Source organism: Cyanobacterium sp. Dongsha4 (genome assembly GCF_036345015.1).
Classification (GTDB): Bacteria; Cyanobacteriota; Cyanobacteriia; order Cyanobacteriales; family Cyanobacteriaceae; genus PCC-10605.
Genome location: NZ_CP084098.1, coordinates 523739 through 546642 on the forward strand (window position 1 = coordinate 523739; position 22904 = coordinate 546642).

Here is a 22904-nt window from a genome sequence, read left to right on the forward strand (position 1 = left end):
AAGAGTAATTATTAGTTAATAACTTGTAGCAAAAACATTAATATTTTTCTTGCAAATATTAAATTATGTTCACCATTTATAGTAAACTAATCAAAATTAAGTAATTATTTTCTATTAATCATTTTTATCTTACCTTTTAGATTTAATACTTTTAAAAATACAAATCAAATACTCTATTATTATATTTATCCTCATTTATTATAATTACTAAAATTAAATATGTCGATTTTACATGGAAGTTTTTTAATTAGAAAAGAAGAAAAATACTTTATTATTTGGGGAGAAAAGTGGATAAATATCGAGAAAGAAAAGTTTGATTTAGAGGCTGAGTTTTTATATATTTATCCTTTTTTAATTGAAGATAACCAAGAATTAGGTGAGCTTTTAAAACAAAATTCTTTGGAGGACATAATTTCCGATGAAACAATAAATAATGAAGATCCTGAATCTTTTTGGCAGTGGGAAATGGCTTTATTTCCTGTTCAGAAAAAACCAAAATCTAAAACAGTTATACCTCTTCTTTATGAGCATTATTTAGGTATTAGTAATAAATTAAGTTCAGTTATTTTATATCCTTGGGATGTGTGCGGAGTTAAGTTAAATACAGAACAACTTTTAAGACTATTACAACAGTTACCTTTAAATAAAGTAGATTACATAGCCCCTGATTTAAGATTTTGGAGTCATATTTATCGTTGGTCTTTAGATTTAATTTGTCGTCAAAAATTTATTCCTAGTATTGATGAGAAAAATAATTGTTTTTGGCAACCTTTATTAGATAGTAATATTGATCAGGGTAGATTAGCTCATTTTATACAATCAATGCCCTCTATTTGCCGTTGTTATGTGGAGAATGAGGACGATCCTAATGTTCCTCAACAAAAGTTAATTCTGGAATTTTTAGCTACTATTTTAGATGCTCAAATAAGACGTTTATTAACAAACATCTCTACTCCTGTTAATAATGAATTAATGGTGCAAACTTGGTTAGAATCTTTAAACAACGAAGAAAAAAGTAAATGTCATTTATCTTCTTTAGACAATAAAAGGTTACAAATGGCATTTGATAATTGGACATTACCTATTCAAGAAAACTTGATTACTTCTGATTATCAATTGGTCAGAAAACAATATAGACTTTGTTTTAAATTACAGCCTCCTAGTGGGCAAAATCAAACGGATAATTATGATAATTGGAAATTAGATTACTATTTACAAGCAATAGATAATCCTGATTTTTTGATTCCCACAGAACAAATTTGGTCACATCCTCATCCTCAATTAGAAATAGGCGATCGCATCATTGATAATCCTCAAGAAATCATTTTGAAAGGGCTAGGATTGGCGGCGAAATTTTACGAACCGATAGCGGAAAGTTTGCAAGAATCAATGCCTAATTACTGCTCTTTAAATGCTATTTCTGCTTATCAATTTATCCGCAGTGCGGTATGGCAATTACAAGATAATGGATTAGGAATAATTTTACCCAATGGGTTAAATAGTGGTGTTGATGAAAAACGTTTGGGAGTGAAAATAGAAGCTAAAGTTAATCTGAAAAAAGGTGAAAGATTAAACCTAAATACTTTGTTAAATTATAATTTAAAAGTTGCTGTAGGAGATAAAACTTTAACAAAAAAAGAGTTTCAAAATTTATTAGCACAAAAATCTCCTATTGTGGAAATTGATGGACAATGGTTAGCTTTACAACCAGCCGATGTAAAAGCCGCAGAAGACATTTTAAATAATACTGATTCTGGCACTAATTTAACTGTGGAAGATGCTCTGCGTTTAAGTAGTGGTAACAGTGAAACTATTGCAAAATTACCTGTTGTCGCCTTTGAAAGTAGCGGTGCATTAGCAGATTTAATTAACAGTATTAATGATAATCAAAAAGTAGAAGTATTAAATTCACCAAAAGATTTTCAAGGTACTTTACGACCCTATCAAGAATTAGGATTTAGTTGGTTATATTTCTTGCAAAAATGGAATTTAGGGGGATGTTTAGCGGATGATATGGGATTAGGAAAAACTGTACAATTAATTGCTTTTATCTTAACTTTAAAAGAGAAAAAAGAATTAAATAAACCTAGTTTAATTGTTGCACCAACTTCTGTTTTAAATAACTGGGCAAGGGAAATAAAAAAATTCGCTCCTTCCTTAAATGTTTTAATCCATCATGGAGATAATCGTAGCAAAGAAAAAGAGTTTATTAAAACCAGCAAGAAATTAGATATTATCATCACCAGTTATTCTTTAGTTTATAGAGATTTTGACACATTAAACTTAGTAGAATGGCAAGGAATTATTCTCGATGAGGCACAAAACATCAAAAATCCTCAAGCAAAACAAACTCAAGCAGTCCATGATTTAAACTCTGAATTTAGAATTGCTTTAACAGGTACACCAGTAGAAAATAGACTCTCAGAATTATGGTCAATTTTAGAGTTTTTAAACCCCGGTTATTTAGGGACACAACAATTTTTCCAACGGCGTTTTACCTTGCCTATTGAAAAATATGGGGATCAACATTCCTTACAAACTTTACGTTCTTTGGTTCAACCTTTTATTCTGAGACGCTTAAAAACAGACAAAAATATCATTCAAGATTTACCTGAAAAACAGGAGATGAATGTTTATTGTGGCTTATCTGGTGAACAAGCTCAATTATATCAAAATTTAGTGGATGAATCCTTAGAAAAAATTAATGAAACTACAGGAATTAAACGTCATGGTTTAGTATTAACTTTGCTGATGAAATTAAAACAAGTTTGCAATCATCCTGCTCATTTATTAAAAGAAGAAAAGCTCAATTTTTCCTCTCGCTCAGGGAAGTTGTTACGCCTAGAAGAGATGTTAGAAGAAGTAGTAGCAGAGGGCGATCGCAGCTTAATTTTTACTCAATTTGCAGAGTGGGGAAATCTATTACAACCCTATTTGCGTAAAAAGCTAGGGGTCGAAGTATTGTTTTTATCAGGTAGTACCAAAACAGAAAAACGTCAAGAAATGGTCGATCGCTTCCAAAATGATCCTCAAGGACCTCCTATATTTATACTATCATTAAAAGCAGGAGGAACAGGCTTAAATTTGACCAGAGCAAATCATGTTTTCCATTATGATAGATGGTGGAATCCTGCGGTAGAAAATCAAGCAACAGATAGAGCGTATCGTATTGGACAAAAACAAAATGTCCAAGTGCATAAATTTGTTTGTAGTGGCACTTTGGAAGAGAAAATTAATGATATTTTGGAAAGCAAACAACAGTTAGCAGAACAAACAATTAATAGCGGTGAGGATTGGCTAACTAATCTTGACACTGACCAATTAAGAGAACTGCTTATTCTGGAGAGAAATGCAATTATTTAAAGGGTTTTAGAGTATGGGCAGAGCGAGACTCGAACTCGCATGACCGAAGCCGCCACATTTTGAGTGTGGTGCGTCTACCAATTTCGCCATCCGCCCTGACGATCACTTTCACAATTATAACTTATTCTCTTTTGATTGAGCAACTGATCATACTCAGGAGAATTAGACCATTTTTCTACTTCTTTTGCTCTAATAATCGGCAATGGATGGGTTAACTGAGCAGTTTGTGTTTCTTGTAACAATCTTCCTAACTCATTATTACTCATCACTCTATAGTCTTTGACCTGCTCCATAAAAGCAGATAAATTCAACTGAGACGCTAAATTCGGTGAACCTCCAGCTAGTTTCATCAATACAGACATAACAATTTCTGGTTTTTGTACTACTAATAAAGCACTGCGATCGCAACTAAATTCAGCACAACGAACCCACTGTAATAACTGACTTTGTAGAGATTGAGCCACCAATGTTCCCCAGGTCGGGATTAATCCGGCCGCCAATACCATAATATTAGCTAAAGAAAGATATACTCCATGCTCACACTTTAAATGCCCCAACTCATGAGCAATGACAGCCTTAATTTCTTCAGGATTGAGTAAATCAAGCAAAGAGGTATGAATAACAATAAAAGGTTTTTGACCACGAATAGCTAAAGTATAAGCATTCGGCACAGGGTTTTGCTGAATGTATAATTGAGGCGTTTCTACATCCAAGATTTCACAGGCAGAAATTAGTAAATCATGCAAATCAGGTAGTTGTTTTTCTGAAATACGAATACTCGAAGCGATATTATTAAGATAAAAAAAATCTTCCGCAATACTTCCTAAAAAACCTCTAATAGCTAAATCTAAACCAGGAAGTTGCTTAAGTCGATTTGTTGCTTCCAAGTCCAAAGGATGACGAAAATGATCCGCTTTTAACCCGATTAATTTTACCGTCATGGTCAACAATTAGTTTTATTTTTTCTTCATATTCTAACATTATCCATAGAAATTCAGAGAGAAATCATCATCATTTCTACACTTATGACTAAACTTGAGTCAATTTATATTTCAATCTGATCACTTTTATGTAATAATGTATAGTAAATATTTGTAAATTTTCTTGCAAATATCTGGCTATTTTTCTAGTAATACATTACCCTAGTATTACTAATACTCAATGTCAAAAAATTTAATGTCTAGTATAGTTTAGAGGAAAAAAAATGCGTCCTAACAGAACCTCCACCACTCAAATGGAAGTTACCAGCATCCGTTTAGAAAAAACTCTTAAAGATAGCTTAAAGTCTTTATCTGGTAGTCAAGGTTATCAAACATTAATTCGAGATATTCTTTGGAACTATGTACAGCAAAAGTCTGGAGAATACCGTCCTAATTTTTCCAAAACTGATATTCGCTCTACTATTACTGCAACCGCTAGAAAAGACGAAAGTTGCGTATTAACAGGTAAGCTGATTCCCGAAGGTGAAGAAATGCTTTTAGCTTTAACCATTCACGGTGATTTTGTCCCTGTTTCCGTAGATGCAATGAAAGAATAGGACATTATCTTAGGAATTAGGAATACAAAAAGGTAAAAGGGCAAGGGGCAAAGGTAAATAGTTGATAATTAATCACTTCTAACCCCGAACCCCGAAATCAGGTATTGCTTATCTTCTGGTCAATGACACAAATATTAAATTCTAGGTATCATGAAAATGTCATAATGTAGGAATAATCATAAAATTTCCTTTACCTTTTCTATTAATCATGTCTATAAAACAATCGGATTATGAAACGGTGTTGGCTGACTACAGCAGTCGCAAAAGAGTTGTCTCTTTATTAGGGATGTATAGGGAATATTTAGAAATGATTCCCAGTATGAGAAGACCAACAGAAAGTGTTATTACAATACCCCTTCCCCTCGCAAAAGTAAGAAATTTAAAAACCGTTTCTGGAGATTGTTTAAGTTCTGTAGGTACGGATGAAATAACACCTATTCCCTGTGATTTAGCCATTTTAATGTGTGATCCTGAATGGAAGATTAAGATAGGGGTAGAAATTCTAGTATTTATTCATCGCCCCCAAGAAGATTTTTCAGATTTACTAAGACGTTGGCGCCAATCTCAAATTTATTTGAACAAAGAATATGAGTGGATTATGCCAAAGACAGAAGAACATATGTTTAGTGATTTAGCCGAAGAAATTAGACCTTTATTTGTGGTTTTTTCTCAAACGCCAGAAAGAATTAAAAAGGGTTTATCAGGTGCGAATCTCCCTTATGTAGAATATATCCCTGAAGTGCCTAGTGATGACCCAGAATTTATCCCCTCTCCTATGAAAAATAATTAGAGATTATTATTGTTTTAATGCTTATTAGTTGAATCAAGTTTTTGAAAAAGTTTATGATTGTTTAAGTTTAGCTGTCAATAAAAATCATATTAGTAATGTTTAATAAACTATTTGCCATTAGCAAAAAAAATAAGAATAATACTCAGGTTTCACAAAGCAAAGATGATTTTCTTGGGGAAAATGACCAAGTAAAACCAGTTAAATCGAAAGGCTTATCAATACAAAAACAAAGGGAAGAACAAATAAAAAGAAAGAAAATAATCATCAAACATTTTGGCAAGTCTTTACTCAATTTACAGCTAGAAACAGGCATTTGGACACCAGTATATATTGTTGATTTATATGAGGTAAATTTTTCGCAAAATCAAGAAGATTATGCACCCTTAATTGATAATGCTTTAAGTGAGTGTTTTGAAATTCATAAACAGAAATTAAGACAAAAAATTTATCGTGAGTCTTTTAATTTACAACCCGGAGAATTATTAATTGTTGCGAAGGAAATAGAAGGAGAAATATTCTTATCATGTAAAAAATTCCCTTATAATATTGAAAAATTAGTAGAACTTCTTAATTGTGGTTTCTTTACTTCTCATACTCATCAATTATTTTTTTTACGATATTTTGTTCCTCCTATACCAGATGATTTATATAAATTCGATCGCATCTCTATTCCTTCTAAATTTGAGCTAGTTATTAGAAAAATTATTCATTACTGCGATCGCACTTTTACTACAGATAATTTACCCTATGAAAAATGGGAAAATTTAATCAATAATTTGCAGGTATTAGGAATGATTATAAAATTTCCCGATACAGAAGAAACCGTCACAATAGATGCACTTTTGACAGAAGATTATAGTAATATTGGCTACCATCGTTTAAAAGTAGAAGAAGTTGTTAAAGATACCATAGACAAAAATCCTATTGTTATACCCCTATTTATTCTTTTATTAGCTTTCTTTTGTAGCGATAAAAATGATAGTAAAATCTTTTCTTATCACTATTTATTTTCTCCTACAGGCATCACGAAAAAAAAATCAATGGAGCGGGGACAACTTTCTTTCTTTAAACTTTTTAACGAACTTTTAGACGAATCTTTATTACCAAATCAATTTCGTAAATGTATGTCAACTATCTATTATGAAGCCTTTATTTTACATCAATATGAAATAGAAGATTTACTATTTAAGTATAGAGAAAAATATAAACAAAAAACTAAGTAAATAATTATTTAATCTCATCATCAATTTGATTTATTAATCATAAAATATCTTCAGATGACTAATCGTTCAAAACCTCATATTACTGCAATTATTGCCATGAGTTTAAATGGCAAAATCAGCACCGATGTAAATACTAGAGCAAAATTCACCTCTGTTAATGACTTTCATCACTTAGAAACCCAAGTATCTTTGTGCGATGCCGTAATTTTTGGAGCAAATACCCTCCGTGCCTATGGTACAAGTTTATCAATTAAAGACCCAGAATTAATAAAAGAAAGACAAGCAAGACACCAACAGCCTCAACCTTTGCATATAGTTTGCTCACCCTCTGGTAATCTTAAACCTGATTGGGCTTTTTTTTCTCAACCGATACCTCGTGGTTTAATTACTACTAAAGAGGGATTAAATACATGGCATGAAAATGTAAATACTTGTCTCAATTGCAATAATGATATTCAATATTCATCAAAAGAAGGTGAAAAATCTTATTTTCAGAATATTTTTATCTCAGAATCATCAATAATTAATTGGCACTTTATTCTTGATAATTTACAAAATATGAACATTAATAAAATTGCTATTTTGGGGGGAGAAAAATTAATAACTTCTTTTTTAAAAGATAAATTAATTGATGATTTATGGATAACTATTTGTCCTTTATTAATATTAAACAGTAAAGCTCCTAATTTTTGTTCAACTTTTTTAGATGATAATATGCACTCAACAATTTCTTTGCAATTATTAGAGGTGATAAATATTGAAGAAGAAATTTTCGTTCATTATTCTGTTGATTATTGACAATAAGACTTGCGGAAAAATGATTTTTATGATGATATATAGCAGTGCTATCTGATGCTTAACATGATAAGGCAACAAAAATATAAAAATATTTTATGAATGCTAAAATATATATACTATAAAGCTAGTGATAGTAAAAAAAGAAAAAACTATCTAATTTTTAAAAAAGAGAATTAGACAAATTAGAAACAGTCATCATACCTGAATTAGAGAAGAAAAAAGCGACTTAGAAAAAAATTTATGACAATGCAGTGCGTGATTATGAACTATTAAATGCCTTAACATAAGCATTAAATCAAGTGATTAAAGAGATATATGAGAAAAGAGAGAAATATTTAGAGTTATTAGCATTAAGTTATTAGCAAGATATATATTGGTTTTCTATGAATAGAAAAGTAAAAAACACTGGGATAATTTTACTGATATTATGGGTTATTTATTGGTTAATAATTTTTATTCTACCCCAATTCAACTTAATTTTAAGAGGAAGTCTATATAGTATTCTTATTCTGAGTTTAATTTCACTTATTCTCACCTTGAAAATGATTAGGGAGTCAAACCTTCAAGCATTAGGAAACATCAAGCAGTTAATTATTGCTGTTTTAATTCTCCCTGGTATTATTTTATCTTTCAGTCTAATAATTATTTTAGGGGGGATTACCTCTTCTCATCCTTGTTTTCGTGAATATCCTTCCCCTAGTCATAAATTAGTTTTAACAATGGAAAGTTGCGGTAGTTTAACTGTAGGCTATAATTATACTATTAGTCGAAACTATAGTATTTTTCAGAAGGTAAAATCGAGAGGTAAGATTTCCCCTGATATTAGTGGTAAATGGTATAGTCGCCGTTTCGAGTCTCTTAAGATTGAATGGGATTCTCAAGAAACCCAGATAAGATGGGAGTTAAAAGAGTATAGTACCACAGGCTTGGCAGAAGATAACTCTCAAATGCCTATTCAGGGAATAATTAACATCATTAACAATTAACAATGAAGCAACAGGTAACTGTATATAGTTATTTACCACTCTATTTAGCTTCCATCCAATTATTGCCAGTGTGAATATCCACTAATAAAGGTATTTTCAAAGATAAAACATTCTCCATCGCTTCCTTAATTTTGACACTCAAATCATCTACTTTTTCTGAAGGTAATTCAAACACTAATTCATCATGAACTTGTAACAATAAATTACCCTCTTCTTCAGCTAAAATTTTATTCACTTCTATCATCGCTAATTTAATTATATCCGCACTAGAGCCTTGAATTGGTGCATTAGCGGCAGATCTTAACATTTGTATTGTTTGATAGTTAAAGTTAAAATCAGATAATTCAAAGGAGTTAATATCAGCATTTATTAATTTTTCTGCTTCTCTATCATTAAAGTAAAAATATCTTCTTCTTCCTAAAATAGTGGTAACATAACCATTAACTAAAGCCTCCTTTTTCTGGTTTTCTAAATAATTGAAAACATTTGCATATTTTTCTCTATATATATCGATAAATTTTTGTGCAGTTGCTGTCTTTACTCCCGTTTCTCTGGAAAATTTTTGTGCGCCCATGCCATAGATTACACCAAAATTAATGGTTTTTCCTAAGTTTCTTTCTTCTGGGGTAATATCTTCTTTTTCTAATAATAATTTAGCGGTGACGGTATGAATATCTTGATTATTTTGATAGGCAGATATTAAAATGGGTTCATTACTTAAATGGGCTAAAATTCTTAATTCAATTTGAGAATAATCTGCACTTAAAAATACCCAGTTTGATTGCGGAATAAAGGCTTTACGAATTTGTCGAGAAAAAGCCGTGCGAATAGGTATATTTTGTAAGTTAGGATTGGATGAAGAAAGTCTCCCCGTAGCCGTCACCGTTTGATTATAATTGGTGTGCAGTCTTTGGGTTTTTTGATTAACTAAAGTGGGTAAGGTATCCACATAAGTAGATTTTAGTTTTGCTAACATACGATGTTGTAAAATTAAATCGATGATAGGATGATCTCCTTTTAGTTTTTCTAATACGGCTTGATTGGTAGAATAGCCTGTTTTTGTCTTACTACTTTTTCTTTTATTTAAGCCTAGTTTTTCAAACAATAATTGACTCATTTGTTTAGGAGAGGCAAGGTTAAATTCTTCCCCTGCTTCTTGATAGGCTTCCGTTTCAATGGTTATTAATTCTGAATCTATTTCTTTGGCTAATTCTTGCAGATATTCACTGTCGATTAATACCCCTATTTGCTCCATTTGAGCTAAAATGGGTTCTAGTTTTAATTCTAGTTCAAATACTGTGTTTAATGAAGGTATTTTTTCTAATTCAGCAGTTAAAATTTCCGTTAAGTGAAAAGTTGCTAACACATCTAAAGCACAATAATTGGCTGTCTTTTCTATCGGTAAATCTGCTATGGTTTGTTTTTTATCTAAGCCTAAATCATCGTAATCTTGAGCGATAAATTCACTGCCGTATTTGATACATAAGTTACTTAATTTGTGGCTTTCTTCGGGTTGTAAAACGTAACTAGCTAACATGGTATCGCAGACAATACCTTTGATTTCCATGCCATTATTCAAAAAGACGAGGCGATCGAACTTTGCATTATGGAAGGTTTTTTGATATTCTGTAGAGTTTAAAATAGGCTCTAATTTTGTCTGAATAATATCGAGGGTTAACTGTTTTCCTTCTTGATGATGTAAGGGAATATAAGCAGTTTCTTTGAGGGTTTTTCCCCAACAACAACCAATCCCCACTAAGTTAGCAGTGAGAGTATCTAGGGAGTCGGTTTCGGTATCCCAAGCCGTAATTTTTGCCTGTTTTATTTTGCTGATTAATATGTCTAATTTTTCTATATCATCAACAATCAAAGTATCTATTGACTGAGAATTATTATTAGTCTCTGACTTACTTTCCCCCTTTACTAAGGGGGGATTAAGGGGGGATAACTCTTGCCTACCTTTACCCCTATCTTTGACTCCTTTCCCTATAGTAAATAGAGATAATTGCCCATTATTTTCTGTCGGATTATCTAATATTGTACCCCCTAACTTCTCTTGAATTTGATTAATTTGTTTGACGAAGCTATTTAATTCTAAAGTTTGCAAGAGGGGGATTATTTCTTGGTTATTAAATCCTGTTAGTTGTAAATCATCTAAAGATATTTCTAAGTCAATATCTGTTACTATTTTTGCTAAAAATTGGGAGTGTTGAGCGTCTTTTTCTCCGTTAATCAATCTATTTTTTACAGCAGATTTAATATTATCTAAGTTGTGATAAACGTTATCTAATGTCTCATATTTTTCTAAAAGATTACTAGCAATTTTCTTGCCAATGCCTAAAACTCCGGGAATGCAATCTGATTTATCACCACATAAGGCTTTAAAATCAACAATTTGCGATGGTTTTACCTTCATTTTGGTAAATACTTCTTCTTCTTTATAAGTGCCATATTTACCTAAATTTCTCTCCAAATATAAAACGCTTATTTCTTTTTCATCATCAACTAATTGAAATAAATCTCGATCGCCGCTTAAAATTTTAACTTGACAATGGGATTTTACTGCTTGGGTGGCTAATGTGCCTATAACATCATCTGCTTCATAACCAACAGCAGTAACTATCTCAATATTTAACGCCTTTAACAGAATCTGTAAGTTATTCACATCCTCAATAAAATCATCGGGAGCAGGAGAGCGATCGCCCTTATAATTACTATCAGCAGTGTGGCGAAAAGTAGCTTCTTTCAAGTCAAAGGCAACGGCGATATATTGGGGTTGATAGTCGCTAATGATGGTAAAGAGGGAATTGAGAAACCCGAAACAAACACTCGTGGGAATACCAGTGGAAGTACGCAACGCCCCTTTTTTCGCTTTAGCTAAGGCATAATAGGCACGATATGCAAGGGAATGTCCATCTACTATTAAGAATAAGGGACGATCGCTTTTTGTCATCAGATTTCATAGAAACAACAGAAACTATATTATAGTTGCTAAAGGGGTAATGAGTAGAAGTCAGAAGTTCTTAACTATCAACTATTCACCATTCACCTTTGCCCCTTGCCCTTTTAACTTTGCCCTTTATCTGTTATCTATTCCCTTTTCTTAAAACCTTAATTACATAATCGGTTATTATGGTGAAAAACAATCCCAATTTTTTAGATTAAGTGTGTGAGGATACCCATGTCAGAGGGAAAAAGTAAGCGTCAATCTAATCAATATCAGCGTCAAAATAACAGTAAAAAACAATCTTCTCTCAAATTCAATCCTCGTTGGTTATTCTTAGGTTTTGGCTTTAGTGCGATCGCAGTTGTTTCTGCTAGTATAGGAGCATTATTAGCCCTATCTCTCTCTAAAACACCCTTAAGACAAGCCCAATTAACCCCCGCCGAAGAAGCCGTTTTTAATCAAGAAGAAACTGTTACCTTTGATAGCCTACAAATTCCTAAATTAAGTCGTCCCGTTAATATTCTTGTACTGGGAATTAAAGTTTTAACCTCTGATGTACCAGAACAAGCGCACCCTGACGTTGGTTATCATGCTTTAGTTAATTCTTTTGAAGGATTGTCAGACAGTATGTTACTGTTAAGGTTCGATCCAGAAAAAGATAACGTAGTAGTGCTTTCTATTCCTCGTGACACCAAAACCCTCATACCTCAAAGGGGAGTTACCAAAATTAACGAAGCCAACGCTTTAGGAGGCCCTGCTTTAGCGGCTGAATCTGTAAGTAACCTCTTAGATGATGTTAGCGTGGATCGTTACATTAGAATTAATATTCAGGGAGTTGAAAAGCTGATTGACGCTTTAGGAGGATTAAATATTTATGTACCCGAAAATATGAAATATACAGATCATAGTCAACATTTGTATATTGATCTTAAACAGGGACAACAACACTTAGACGGTGAAAAAGCGATTCAATTTTTACGTTTCCGCTATGACGCTTATGGTGATATAGGTAGGGTGCAAAGACAACAAAGTTTTATGCGCGCCTTAGTTGAACAAACTTTAAGTCCTCGTACTATCCTCAGAATGCCCGATATTCTTAATGTAGTGCGATCGCATCTTGACACCAACTTAACCACCAATGAATTAATTGCATTAGCCGCTTTTGCCGCCCAAAAGAATCGCTCTAATGTGAAAATGGTAATGTTACCCGGAGACTTTAACACCCCCGCAGAGGGAGAATTGAGTTATTGGCTACCGAATCACGATAAAATCAGTGAAGTCATGGCACAACACTTTGAAGTTGGTTCTAATTATTTTTCTGCCAATTATCAATCAGATTCTCATAACCTCAAAATTGCCGTACAAAGTACCAAAGATGATCAAGAGATAGCCCAAAAAATTGTACAATATTTAAAAAACAATGGTTATTCTCGTACTTATTTTAGCTATAACTATTATTCTCATAACTTACCAGAAACAAAAATTATTGCTCAACAAGGAGATAACCTTGCCGCCGCTCAACTAAGAGCAGATTTAGGAGTGGGAGAAGTGGTAGTTGAAAGCACAGGAGTTATTAATTCAGACGTTACCATCCAAGTCGGTAGCGATTGGTATAAATCCCATGCTAACCCTGCTAATGATAATGAGAATAATAATGAGAATAACTTTCAAACTATCTCTTATTAATTGAGGGGAAAAGTTAAAAGGGCAAAGGGCAAGAGGTAAGACTCCTTTATCCCCATTCGATAGGCAGGAGTGATTCAAAGTAGAAATACAAAAACGCTCAAACTATTGCCAGTAAAAGAATATAGGGTTTTAGAGCTTTGAGGATTAAGAAGTAGTTAAAAATGTTGAGATTATCAATTTATAACCATAAACCATTAAAAACTATTGCCCATTGCAAGAGTGCCTATTCCCTACCTGAGTTCGATGAAAAAAGTATCGAAAAATAAAGCGCCCTCGAGTTATCATCGAGCCAATTTTGGAATAAAAAATTATTAAATTTAGGAAAAACTCATTTAAAATCAATTTATTCAGCTTTTTTGTCAATAATTATTACTTTTAACTCCGAACTCCGAACTCCGAACTCCGAACTCCGAACTCCGAACTCAGGTATTCCCTGCCTTAACCAGAAAATTTTAGAATGAATCAGCCCTGCCCAATATCCCAACACCTGCAACCTGAAACCTATCTCCATAAGTGCCTAACGTCAGTTCAAATATAAGCTATAATCAGAAAAAGTTAAGTTTGACATCCCTTAACTATAAAGATGCTTTGGAATTAATTCCAAAAAAACTACATCATAGTTTCTCATGTGATGATAGTATGATGTCATGTATCCTTGGCTGTTGCCTTCCCTCAAAGGACAAGAGAAGATAAGATTATCGTAAACTATCAATAAAGCCAGTGTATCAATTACCTAATACCCATTTTGAGCTAGATTTAAAAAATATCAATGAGAAATTAGCCCAAGCAAATGCAAGTCAAATAGTGTCATGGGCAAAAGCAGAATTTGGTTCTCATTTGGTCTTAAGTACCAGTTTTGGCATTCAATCGGCGGTGATGTTGCATCTAGTAACTCAAGTCGTGCCTGATATTCCTGTCATCTGGATTGATACAGGGTATTTACCTAAAGAAACTTATTTATTTGCCGAAGAATTAACTAATAAATTAAATCTTAATTTGAAAGTTTACCAATCCCATTTAACCCCCGCAAGAATGGAAGCAATTTATGGCAAATTATGGGAAAAAAAAGACGTTGAATCCCTCAATTTATATGATCGTATTCGCAAAGTTGAACCCATGCAACGAGCTTTAAAAGAGTTATCGGCTAAGGCTTGGTTAGCAGGATTAAGACAAAATCAAACTCAATTTCGCAAACAATTAGGTTATGTTAATCAACAGGGTGAACAATATAAAATTTTACCAATTTTGCGCTGGAATTCCAGAGATATTTATGAGTATTTAAAAGAGTATGATTTACCTTATCATCCTTACTTTGATCAGGGTTATGTCACCGTGGGAGATTGGCATTCTAGTCGCCCTCTGTCAGCCGATGATGACCATGAAAGAGATACCCGTTTCCATGGTTTAAAACAAGAATGTGGTTTGCACTTACCTACTAGCAAGGAAGAGGCACAAAGTTTAGATTCTAGTCAACTCTAGCTATTCTATAAAAAAAATCTAGCGTTGTAGTAAATTCAGCTATGATTTTTAGCTTAGTTCGGGAATGACGAATAGGCAACGCAACGATACACTGGCAATAACATTTTGGTTGTTAGATATTTGAATTGATTCAATAATGTTTCGTGCCATAGTTAAACAACCCCAAAAATCTCAATTGTTGCCTCAAGGGTCAAAATAGTCAAAAATCATTAAACCTGACACCTACTACCTGCTACCTACCACCTTTTACTTAGTTTTTATGTATTGGTGATAGATTTGAGTAAATTAGAACTTATGTGCATACAGAACTTCAGCGTCACAGATATAAATAATACCTGAGTAGTCGTTAAAAAACTGTGCTGCAATGTCATCCGAAATCTTCAACGCCATATCTCGATTAGCAGTAAGTACCTCTATTTTGATATTCGAGTAGGTGTCGGAAACTGTGGGTTGTCCTGATGAGCGAACGTTGCGACTGCCTTTACCGCCAGCGGCTACCACCGTATAACCGGAAGCTCCGGCTGCATCGATGATCTTGGCGATCGGTTTTAGCAGTAACTTTTCCGTGACGATGACGAGCTTACTGGCTTGCTGGGTCATGTAAATTACCTCTTTATGTATATAGTAATTAAACTAAATAGAAACGTAAGAAAATGACAACACGATGCACCATTGTATAGTTTCCAGTGAACGAAGAGAATACCCTCATTTTTGTGTACACATTGTCTAACAATAGTGTGTGTGGTTGCCATGTTAAGCACTCTAGCAGAATATTCATTGATCAGTCAAGAGGAGACATAGGCATAAAAATCAGATTAAAATCATAAGTTTTTATTATTATAACCCTCAGTAAGTCTGAGGCAATTTTTGGTGAAAAATGTTGCTTGTTAATGACAAGGTACATATACTAAGGAAAATGCTATTTGCTTAAAATATAGATTTATATCTATATAAATAACTCAAAAAAGCAAAATAATAGAACTATTGTTCTAAAGTTTAGATGAACATCTTACAGGTGAGTTTGAAGTAGATGTTGACTTTTATATCCATAGGCATACAGCTTGTAGGCTATACACACAACTAGCTTGGAGCAAAAACAATGAATAATTTTGAATCGAGACAGTCACAGCCAAAGTTGAATAATGATGAGGGGTGGGTAGTGCAAGTATATGGCAGTAATCGCCGTTTGCTTTGTGTTTTAGAACCTTCTCACGGTTGGATTTTTCTGATCGGTTGTGGTTTTGGTTTACTGCTGTCAATAATTTGGTTTAATATCGCTCGTTATAATCCTCCTTTGGATACTCCTCCACCAGTGGATTCAGCACCATTGCAAGTGGATTAAGATTTTCTCAAGAGGGTAAGGGAAATGTTTTCGATAAGACTATTAATCCAAAAGAGCGATCGCAATTTATATCAGCTAAAGGGGGAAACTATATAAAAGAAAAACTTATCATTCAAATCAGATATTACGTTCTAAATTCCTGTCAAAGAGAGCAACAATCTGCACATTCTACGATAGAATTAACTGCATGGTTAAAAAAAAATAATAGAGTATAGTCTATAAAAATAGCTCCTCGTTTGAGGAGGCAGAAGGAGGTATTTGTGGATTTCTTATCTAATTTTGTGTCTGATTTCATAGGACAGTTGCAATCCCCAACTTTGGGGTTTCTGATTGGTGGAATGATAATTGCGGCTCTCGGTAGCCAACTACAAATTCCCGACTCAATTTATAAGTTTATTGTTTTCATGCTACTTATAAAAGTCGGTTTGAGCGGTGGTATTGCAATTCGTAAAGCCAATTTAGGGGAAATATTTTTACCCGCTTTGTTTGCTGTTTTGCTAGGAATATTAATCGTCTTTATTGCTCGATATACATTAGCTCAATTACCTAAGATCAAAATGGTAGATGCTCTAGCCACGGGAGGTTTATTCGGGGCTGTTAGTGGTTCTACTTTAGCGGCAGGTTTGACGGCATTAGAAGCTCAAGGTATTGAATACGAAGCGTGGGCGGCGGCTCTCTATCCATTTATGGATATTCCTGCTCTTGTAACTGCTATTGTTATGGCTAGTGTTTATCTTAGCAAACGTCGTAATGATAAAGAAGAAGAATTCAGCCAAGTAGAATATGTTAGTAAACAGGCAGTTGCCGCAGGAGATTACTCCAGTGTGGAATATCCTACAACTCGTCAAGAGTATCTTAGCCAACAACGTGGTACACCAAAGCGAGTAGAGATATGGCCTATTGTTAAAGAAAGTCTCCAAGGTTCTGCTTTATCAGCGTTGTTACTTGGACTTGCTTTAGGTTTGTTCACTCAGCCTGAAAGTGTTTATGAGAGTTTCTTTAGTCCTCTGTTTCGTGGTTTACTTTCCATTTTGATGTTGGTAATGGGTATGGAAGCTACTGCAAGGCTTAGTGAATTACGTAAGGTAGCTCAGTGGTATGCAGTATATGCTTTTGTTGCACCATTAGTACATGGGTTTATCGCTTTCGGTTTCGGTATGATTGCTCATGCTCTGACTGGATTTAGCCTTGGTGGCGTAGTACTCTTAGCCGTTATTGCTTGTTCTAGCTCAGATATTTCTGGACCTCCCACTTTACGGGCAGGTATCCCTTCAGCTAATCCCTCTGCCTATGTGGGTTCTTCCACTGCTATCGGTACACCGGTTGCTATTGGCATAGGAATACCACTATACATCGGTCTTGCCCAAGCAATTATGGGCGGCTGATTCCAGACGATTGCGGTTCGCCAGTGCTTGTTTGGTCTGGCGATCAACGCAACGGTTCTACCTAAGTTCGATATAAAAATATGGGATTTGGGTAGTTATCAGGTATCAGGTTATAGGTTACAGGTTTGATTTTTGTACATCTATTACATTAGTGAATAAAGAATTTAGAAGAAACCGGCATTAGAAACTTCTGAGCCATTAAGTAGTGCTAAACTATTTTCCATGAACTGATCTAAAAATGTTTGAGCTTCATTCATATTGCCGATATAACCAACTCCCGCTACTTGTTGATTAAAGGCTTGAAAGCGATCGCTCGATGAACTTAAACCCTGTCCAAAAGAACCAAAAAGGTTAGCGTTATTAGCCCATTGTGCGTCACTCCACTCTGCGGAAGAAGCAAGAAAACTAACCCGAGTGCGATCGTCCACATTAAAACGAATAATCGCATCATCATAATCTAAATCTCCTCCACCGAGGATGTCTTCAAAGCCCCAAGTGTTATAACCTAGATTAGTAACGTGGTCAAAATTATCCACATTGGCGTCTTTATAAGCAAAGAAAACATTTTCAAACTCTATTGCTGAACCATTAACCGCCATAAAGGGTGCAAATAATTCATCGCCACTGAGGTTAAAGCTAAAGGGTACTGTTTCTAAATCTGCTAGGCTAAGATTGGCATTAGTGTCCGTTAGACGATTAAACTCGCTGAGAGCTATGGTTTGGTATTCAGGGTTATCTGGGCTGTAGGTATTACCATCAGAGTCAATGACTGTACCATTTTCATCTAGGACACGGTAAAATCCAACGGTATTGTTAAAGGCCGCTTCACGGAAAATTGAACCAGAGATGGTATATTCAATTTCACTAGAATTGTTCTGGGTGTCAACAAGATCAATATTCGGATTTGGGTCAGTAATAGGGATGGTATTATTTTCTGGTTGGAAACTGGTATAGTCAGTTATCGTTGATTGCAAAATCGCTAGGGGTAATTGAGATTTGCTTAAACCATCATCTACCGCCTGATTCCATCTTTGAATTTCCTGAGAAGAAGGATTGCGAGAGTAAAGAGTTTCACTGGTGACATTAACTATGGCTTCTACGGATGAGTCTTCAAGGGTTGCCCCAAAGTGGTTAATAATTTCTGCTTGACTTTCAGGAGAACTGATAAAGCTATCAACAAAATCATCAACGTTATCAAAATCTGGCATTTTCGCAGACCAATTGGCACTACCAGTGGGATCACTTAATCTTCCGAAATAGGTTTGATATAGTAAACGGGTGAGGTTATATCTGTCCATGGTATTATCAGGAATGTTATTATCCCCAATACCTTCTAAATCAAATACTCCTACTTGACCAATAGTTGTAATATTTAGGTTGAGTTGCTGAGTATTCTCTAGTAAATTTGAACCGCTAGAAGGTGTACCGTTTACTTCATTACCTGTGGCAAAGAGGATTTGTGGAGCTTGATTTTCTGGGGCTAATCCAGAGGTAAGATCGAAACTTTGTACTAATAAACCACCATTACCTAATGCACCGCCAAAAATCGGGGTAACGCTATGACCTAGACCTTCAGGCACATTGAGAATACTGAGGTCAACTAGATTAAAGATACTGGGATTAAGATTAGTAACAATATCTTCTGTTCCCATATCCATACCCATATCCATATTATGACCACTATGACCTCCGTGGCCAATGGTGCTACCGTCAGAAGTGGCGATAAAGTGTCCTGCCCCTAATTGGAAGGTGTAAACGCCCGTTTCTGTAGGAGAATTAGCAGTTAAAATCAGATTTTCTAGGGCTATTTGTGCATACTGATTAAAGCCACTGGTAAGGGTAATTTCTGAGGCTTGGGCAAGGGTTTCATTTTCAATTAAAGCATCAGCTAATAAGGCTTGATCTGGCTGGTATCCACCAGTAAATTGTCCTGTTTGTAATAAAAGTGCGATCGCAGCTCCATCTAAAATACTTAAATGAACTCCATTAGTGGTGCGATAGGCAATAGCTAAATCGGCAAAATTATCTAAATTGTAATCTCCTGTACTTATAGTAACCTGCTCAGGACGTAAACCCGCAACAGGATCAAGATTATCCCCTTCAATGTCGATGAAGTCCCAAGGATCAAATTCAAAAATTTCTGTCCAATCTTCTCCCTGAGAATCGGTACTCCAACCTGTCACTGCAAACTCAGTTAAGTTTACAGAACCATCATTATTAATTTGTTTAAAACCTGCGGTAGTTATATCATTGCGGTTATCTCCACTCAAATCAGAAATTACCGCCCAAGGTGCTAAATTACTATTTTCATAGGGTTTAAAACTGCTGAGTAAGTTAGTTTGGTTTGTCAATAAACTAGCACCATCATAGACTCGGACTAAACCATCTCCTTCGGTGGTAATTACGACTTCTTGGACAAAATCACTACTAACATCTCCTGTTTGTCCTCTTCTAGGAGTTATATCAAGATTGCCATTAAGGCTTAAAGTATAAGGTTTAAAATCTGAAGCTCGATAAACTGTGACATTAATATTATTATCATCGCTGCGATCGAAATTAAAATGTTCCGCAGGAATTAACCAACTATCATCAGTATTTTCAATCACTTGAATTGCCATCATCATCCCCGCATCTTCATGGGGCAGAATATGACAGTGGAAAACATAAGTTCCTAAAAAGTCTTGGAATAACATTCGAATAGTTTGATTATTTGCTCCCCAAGTTGCTAAAGGAAGAGTATTGTTAGGGTCGATCGCCTCTGGTAAAGTGGTAAAAGTACCCTGTAAAGGATCTTTTTGTAAAACCTCTCCAGAACTAGCATCATAGTAGTGATAGCCAGAACTATTGAGCATTGTCACATCTTCAAGGTTACGTTTTTCGGGCAACTCAGTATCACTATCCAACACTTGATAATCATTGATATGGATATGAAAAGGATGCCCAATATACTTACTAGGTGCGTTGATACTCCAATTTTTAAGAGTCCATTCTTCGATCGTACCTAACTGAGCTGTAACCAAAGGACCAAAAGGAAAAACATGATCATTAATCAGAAAAGGATTTTCATAACCTAACCATGTACCTTCCTCATCCCTTGGCAAAGCAGTAAAAGTTTGATATTCTTGTCCCGTTGACTCTTGATAGGCTTTCAAAGCCTCTTGAGTTGCCGCATCTCTCTCTGTGGGATCTCGTCCTACTAATACATCTTTTGTCCAGTTAAACTCCCTTCCCCGTGTAGGTTGCCACTGCTCATCAAATAAATTTACACTAGGTACTTTATTGGGATCATACTCTTCTGGAGTTGTTGTTGGTAAAATCTCTTGTACATCAATATTAGTATTAATCTGATTGATAAAATCTTGCTGTTGAGCAGGGCTTAAATCTTCTGTACCTTCAGGCACTGTCAAAATCGCCAAAGGACCCGCTCCCTGAGAATTTTCTGAGCTTAATTCAGGATAACCTCCCATATTAGTTACATTGTAGGTTAAACCATCTTTTTCAAAAGAGTAAACCGAGGTTAATTCCGTCGTGCCACTTTCAAGATAAAATAAAACATCTACTCTTTTCCCCGGTGGCAGGGAAATAATATCTTCTCCTTTTGTATAGTCTGTCGGCGCGGAAGCCCCTTGAGGAGTATATGAACCTAAAACTCCTTCCGCTCGGCGAATCTCAGGGTATTGATGACCGTCTTCTCCATAAATGAATAAGGGTATGGGTTCTAAGGTTGTATTGCCATCATTATCTGTAACTCGTTGTTGCAAACTGACATTATAATAGGCTTGATTACTTTGATTGCTTAAAGAGATACTTTGCCACCCTCCCACGGTTTCCCGATTCGGTTGAAATTCTCCATTCACCGTCACCATAGTTAAACGGTTAACTAAACCCCCTAGATTATCATAGGAAGTTAACCTTAAACTGGGGTCTTCTTCTCCTTCCGTTTCGTCTGCGCCAAAATCAAGATCAATATTTTTGAGAACCGCTAAATTGCGAGGTATATCTTCTAAGCTAGGAATGCGACTGAGGGGATCTCCAATTTGAATAAACCCCGATTGCCCCCCATAAACTTGAGCGTTAACAGAAGGGTGATAATGGGGATGATACCAATAAGAACCGATACCATGATCATCAGGAATATTAATGTCTGTTGTCCAACTTTGTCCTGTGGTATAACGACTTACGACATTATCAGAAAATCCCCCCGGAGCGGTATGGGCACCATGAAAATGGAAATTAGTTGACGTTGTTCCTCCTAACCCTGCACTGCCACCATTACCATAAGAACTATTACGCACTAAAGTCGCCGCTTGAATTTGTTCGGTAGTTAATCCGGGAATAGTGATTTCATTATCAAAATTAATGCGTAAATCTTCCCCCGGTTGCATGATTAATGTGGGGCCTGGGTAGCTAGTGGTTATGGTATCTCCATTGGGAAGACCATAGGTATATAAAAAATTTGGCAACCAGAGAGGGGGGGTTTCTCCTTGGGCAACATCTAAATTATCTAAAAGATTTTGAGCATCAAAAATAGAGCGGACTATTTCACTGTCATTGTATATGTCCCATTTAGCAGAAGGATCATAATTGCTATTATCTTGAATTGCTGTATAAAGTTCATCCGTAGTTTGTCCTTGGGCTGACCAAAATTCATCGGTATTTGCACCTTGATCAAATCCGGGTCCTGTGTAGCCAATAAGTCTTAAGTTATAGATAGAATTATTCCGAGATTTTCCTGTCCAGTTTCTGACGATCGCATTTTTGTATTGAGTAAACAGAGAATTAGGACTATTAACAGCAGTTAAACCATTTGCTCCTAATAAAAATTCATTAACAAATTGATCTACATTAATAATCTGTACGGGGTTACTGGTAATATCGAGATCAACTTCTAAGTCTTGACGAGGTTGATTATTATTTTGAATAATGCCTGTTTCAGGATCATAACTAAGACTAGAACTTAAAACAATGTTGGGATTACCTTCGGGAGTTGTAGGGAATATAGCACCGAGGCGATAGAAAAAAGAATCTGACATGATCAACTATCCATTGAGATCGGTAAATTTAAAATACTTAAAATTTTAATGATTTTTTGCCTAAAAAAGACCTGTTGTCTTAAAAATTTTATTTTTTCTTTACAAAATGTCAATTTTAGATATTTATCTTCAATATGACTCAAAAAGATAGATACTTTAAAAGTAAAAACTAGATTAATAGTTAGGGCAAGAAAATAACTAAATTGTCTTCTGATAAATCATTAATGATTTCACTTAACAATTTTTTAATTATTTTTACTGGTTTTATAGACTTGATCAGAATCATAAATTAATAATATTTACTCAGTTTACTTAACGGTTTTTTCTTAGTAACT

General features: G+C 34.7%; 14 protein-coding genes and 1 tRNA gene. 10 read left to right on the top strand and 5 right to left on the bottom strand.

The window, feature by feature from the left end; translation table 11 throughout:
- Positions 1–219: 219 nt before the first annotated feature.
- Complete coding sequence (locus Dongsha4_RS02320) at positions 220–3363, top strand: DEAD/DEAH box helicase (protein ID WP_330204161.1); 3144 nt, start codon at positions 220–222, stop codon at positions 3361–3363.
- Between the two features lie 14 nt (positions 3364–3377).
- Here Dongsha4_RS02320 and Dongsha4_RS02325 read toward each other — a convergent pair.
- Positions 3378–3459: transfer RNA gene (locus Dongsha4_RS02325), tRNA-Leu, on the bottom strand.
- Positions 3438–4304 carry a M48 family metallopeptidase gene (locus Dongsha4_RS02330; protein WP_330204162.1) on the bottom strand — a complete coding sequence of 289 codons (867 nt, stop codon included), beginning with the start codon at positions 4302–4304 and terminating at the stop codon, positions 3438–3440. The genes Dongsha4_RS02325 and Dongsha4_RS02330 overlap by 22 nt, the downstream gene beginning before the upstream one ends.
- A gap of 263 nt (positions 4305–4567) precedes the next feature.
- On the opposite strand from Dongsha4_RS02330, the gene Dongsha4_RS02335 reads away from it, so the two are divergent.
- The 5 genes from Dongsha4_RS02335 to Dongsha4_RS02355 all read left to right on the top strand — a co-directional run bounded on the left by Dongsha4_RS02335 (position 4568) and on the right by Dongsha4_RS02355 (position 8697).
- The gene (locus Dongsha4_RS02335) at positions 4568–4900 is read left to right on the top strand and encodes a hypothetical protein (RefSeq protein WP_330204163.1); all 333 of its coding nucleotides are present in this window, start codon (positions 4568–4570) and stop codon (positions 4898–4900) included.
- A gap of 208 nt (positions 4901–5108) precedes the next feature.
- Entirely contained in the window at positions 5109–5690 is a 582-nt protein-coding gene (locus Dongsha4_RS02340) for a hypothetical protein (protein ID WP_330204164.1), read from the top strand.
- A gap of 95 nt (positions 5691–5785) precedes the next feature.
- Positions 5786–6913: a hypothetical protein gene (locus tag Dongsha4_RS02345; RefSeq protein WP_330204165.1), complete on the top strand. Its 1128-nt coding sequence runs from the start codon at positions 5786–5788 to the stop codon at positions 6911–6913.
- 54 nt (positions 6914–6967) lie between these two features.
- Positions 6968–7711 carry a RibD family protein gene (locus tag Dongsha4_RS02350; RefSeq protein ID WP_330204166.1) on the top strand — a complete coding sequence of 248 codons (744 nt, stop codon included), beginning with the start codon at positions 6968–6970 and terminating at the stop codon, positions 7709–7711.
- Between the two features lie 542 nt (positions 7712–8253).
- Complete coding sequence (locus Dongsha4_RS02355) at positions 8254–8697, top strand: hypothetical protein (protein ID WP_330204167.1); 444 nt, start codon at positions 8254–8256, stop codon at positions 8695–8697.
- Between the two features lie 40 nt (positions 8698–8737).
- Here the strand turns inward: Dongsha4_RS02355 and polA are convergent, their stop codons facing one another.
- A complete protein-coding gene (gene polA, locus Dongsha4_RS02360) occupies positions 8738–11650 on the bottom strand; it encodes a DNA polymerase I (protein WP_330204168.1) in 2913 nt (970 codons plus the stop codon).
- A gap of 228 nt (positions 11651–11878) precedes the next feature.
- Here polA and Dongsha4_RS02365 point away from each other — a divergent pair, with 228 nt between their 5' ends.
- Both Dongsha4_RS02365 and cysH read left to right on the top strand, forming a co-directional pair.
- The gene (locus Dongsha4_RS02365; RefSeq protein ID WP_330204169.1) at positions 11879–13330 is read left to right on the top strand and encodes an LCP family protein; all 1452 of its coding nucleotides are present in this window, start codon (positions 11879–11881) and stop codon (positions 13328–13330) included.
- 720 nt (positions 13331–14050) lie between these two features.
- A complete protein-coding gene (gene cysH, locus Dongsha4_RS02370; RefSeq protein WP_330204170.1) occupies positions 14051–14809 on the top strand; it encodes a phosphoadenosine phosphosulfate reductase in 759 nt (252 codons plus the stop codon).
- 285 nt (positions 14810–15094) lie between these two features.
- Here the strand turns inward: cysH and Dongsha4_RS02375 are convergent, their stop codons facing one another.
- Positions 15095–15409: a P-II family nitrogen regulator gene (locus tag Dongsha4_RS02375; RefSeq protein WP_330204171.1), complete on the bottom strand. Its 315-nt coding sequence runs from the start codon at positions 15407–15409 to the stop codon at positions 15095–15097.
- Positions 15410–15908: 499 nt separating this feature from the next.
- Between Dongsha4_RS02375 and Dongsha4_RS02380 the strand changes: the two genes are divergently transcribed.
- Both Dongsha4_RS02380 and Dongsha4_RS02385 read left to right on the top strand, forming a co-directional pair.
- Positions 15909–16151, top strand: coding sequence for a hypothetical protein (locus Dongsha4_RS02380; RefSeq protein WP_330204172.1), 243 nt, complete (start codon positions 15909–15911; stop codon positions 16149–16151).
- Between the two features lie 260 nt (positions 16152–16411).
- Entirely contained in the window at positions 16412–17536 is a 1125-nt protein-coding gene (locus tag Dongsha4_RS02385) for a sodium-dependent bicarbonate transport family permease (RefSeq protein ID WP_330204173.1), read from the top strand.
- A 164-nt stretch (positions 17537–17700) separates the two neighbouring features.
- Here Dongsha4_RS02385 and Dongsha4_RS02390 read toward each other — a convergent pair whose 3' ends face one another.
- Positions 17701–22569, bottom strand: a complete 4869-nt coding sequence (locus Dongsha4_RS02390; RefSeq protein ID WP_330204174.1) for a multicopper oxidase domain-containing protein — start codon at positions 22567–22569, stop codon at positions 17701–17703.
- Between the last annotated feature and the right edge of the window lie 335 nt (positions 22570–22904).

Coding starts and splice junctions, on each gene's coding strand:
- Dongsha4_RS02320 (WP_330204161.1), top strand. CDS start 220: ATGTCGATTTTACATGGAAGTTTTTTAATTAGAAAAGAAGAAAAATAC.
- Dongsha4_RS02330 (WP_330204162.1), bottom strand. CDS start 4,304: ATGACGGTAAAATTAATCGGGTTAAAAGCGGATCATTTTCGTCATCCT.
- Dongsha4_RS02335 (WP_330204163.1), top strand. CDS start 4,568: ATGCGTCCTAACAGAACCTCCACCACTCAAATGGAAGTTACCAGCATC.
- Dongsha4_RS02340 (WP_330204164.1), top strand. CDS start 5,109: ATGTCTATAAAACAATCGGATTATGAAACGGTGTTGGCTGACTACAGC.
- Dongsha4_RS02345 (WP_330204165.1), top strand. CDS start 5,786: ATGTTTAATAAACTATTTGCCATTAGCAAAAAAAATAAGAATAATACT.
- Dongsha4_RS02350 (WP_330204166.1), top strand. CDS start 6,968: ATGACTAATCGTTCAAAACCTCATATTACTGCAATTATTGCCATGAGT.
- Dongsha4_RS02355 (WP_330204167.1), top strand. CDS start 8,254: ATGATTAGGGAGTCAAACCTTCAAGCATTAGGAAACATCAAGCAGTTA.
- polA (WP_330204168.1), bottom strand. CDS start 11,650: ATGACAAAAAGCGATCGTCCCTTATTCTTAATAGTAGATGGACATTCC.
- Dongsha4_RS02365 (WP_330204169.1), top strand. CDS start 11,879: ATGTCAGAGGGAAAAAGTAAGCGTCAATCTAATCAATATCAGCGTCAA.
- Dongsha4_RS02375 (WP_330204171.1), bottom strand. CDS start 15,409: ATGACCCAGCAAGCCAGTAAGCTCGTCATCGTCACGGAAAAGTTACTG.
- Dongsha4_RS02380 (WP_330204172.1), top strand. CDS start 15,909: ATGAATAATTTTGAATCGAGACAGTCACAGCCAAAGTTGAATAATGAT.
- Dongsha4_RS02390 (WP_330204174.1), bottom strand. CDS start 22,569: ATGTCAGATTCTTTTTTCTATCGCCTCGGTGCTATATTCCCTACAACT.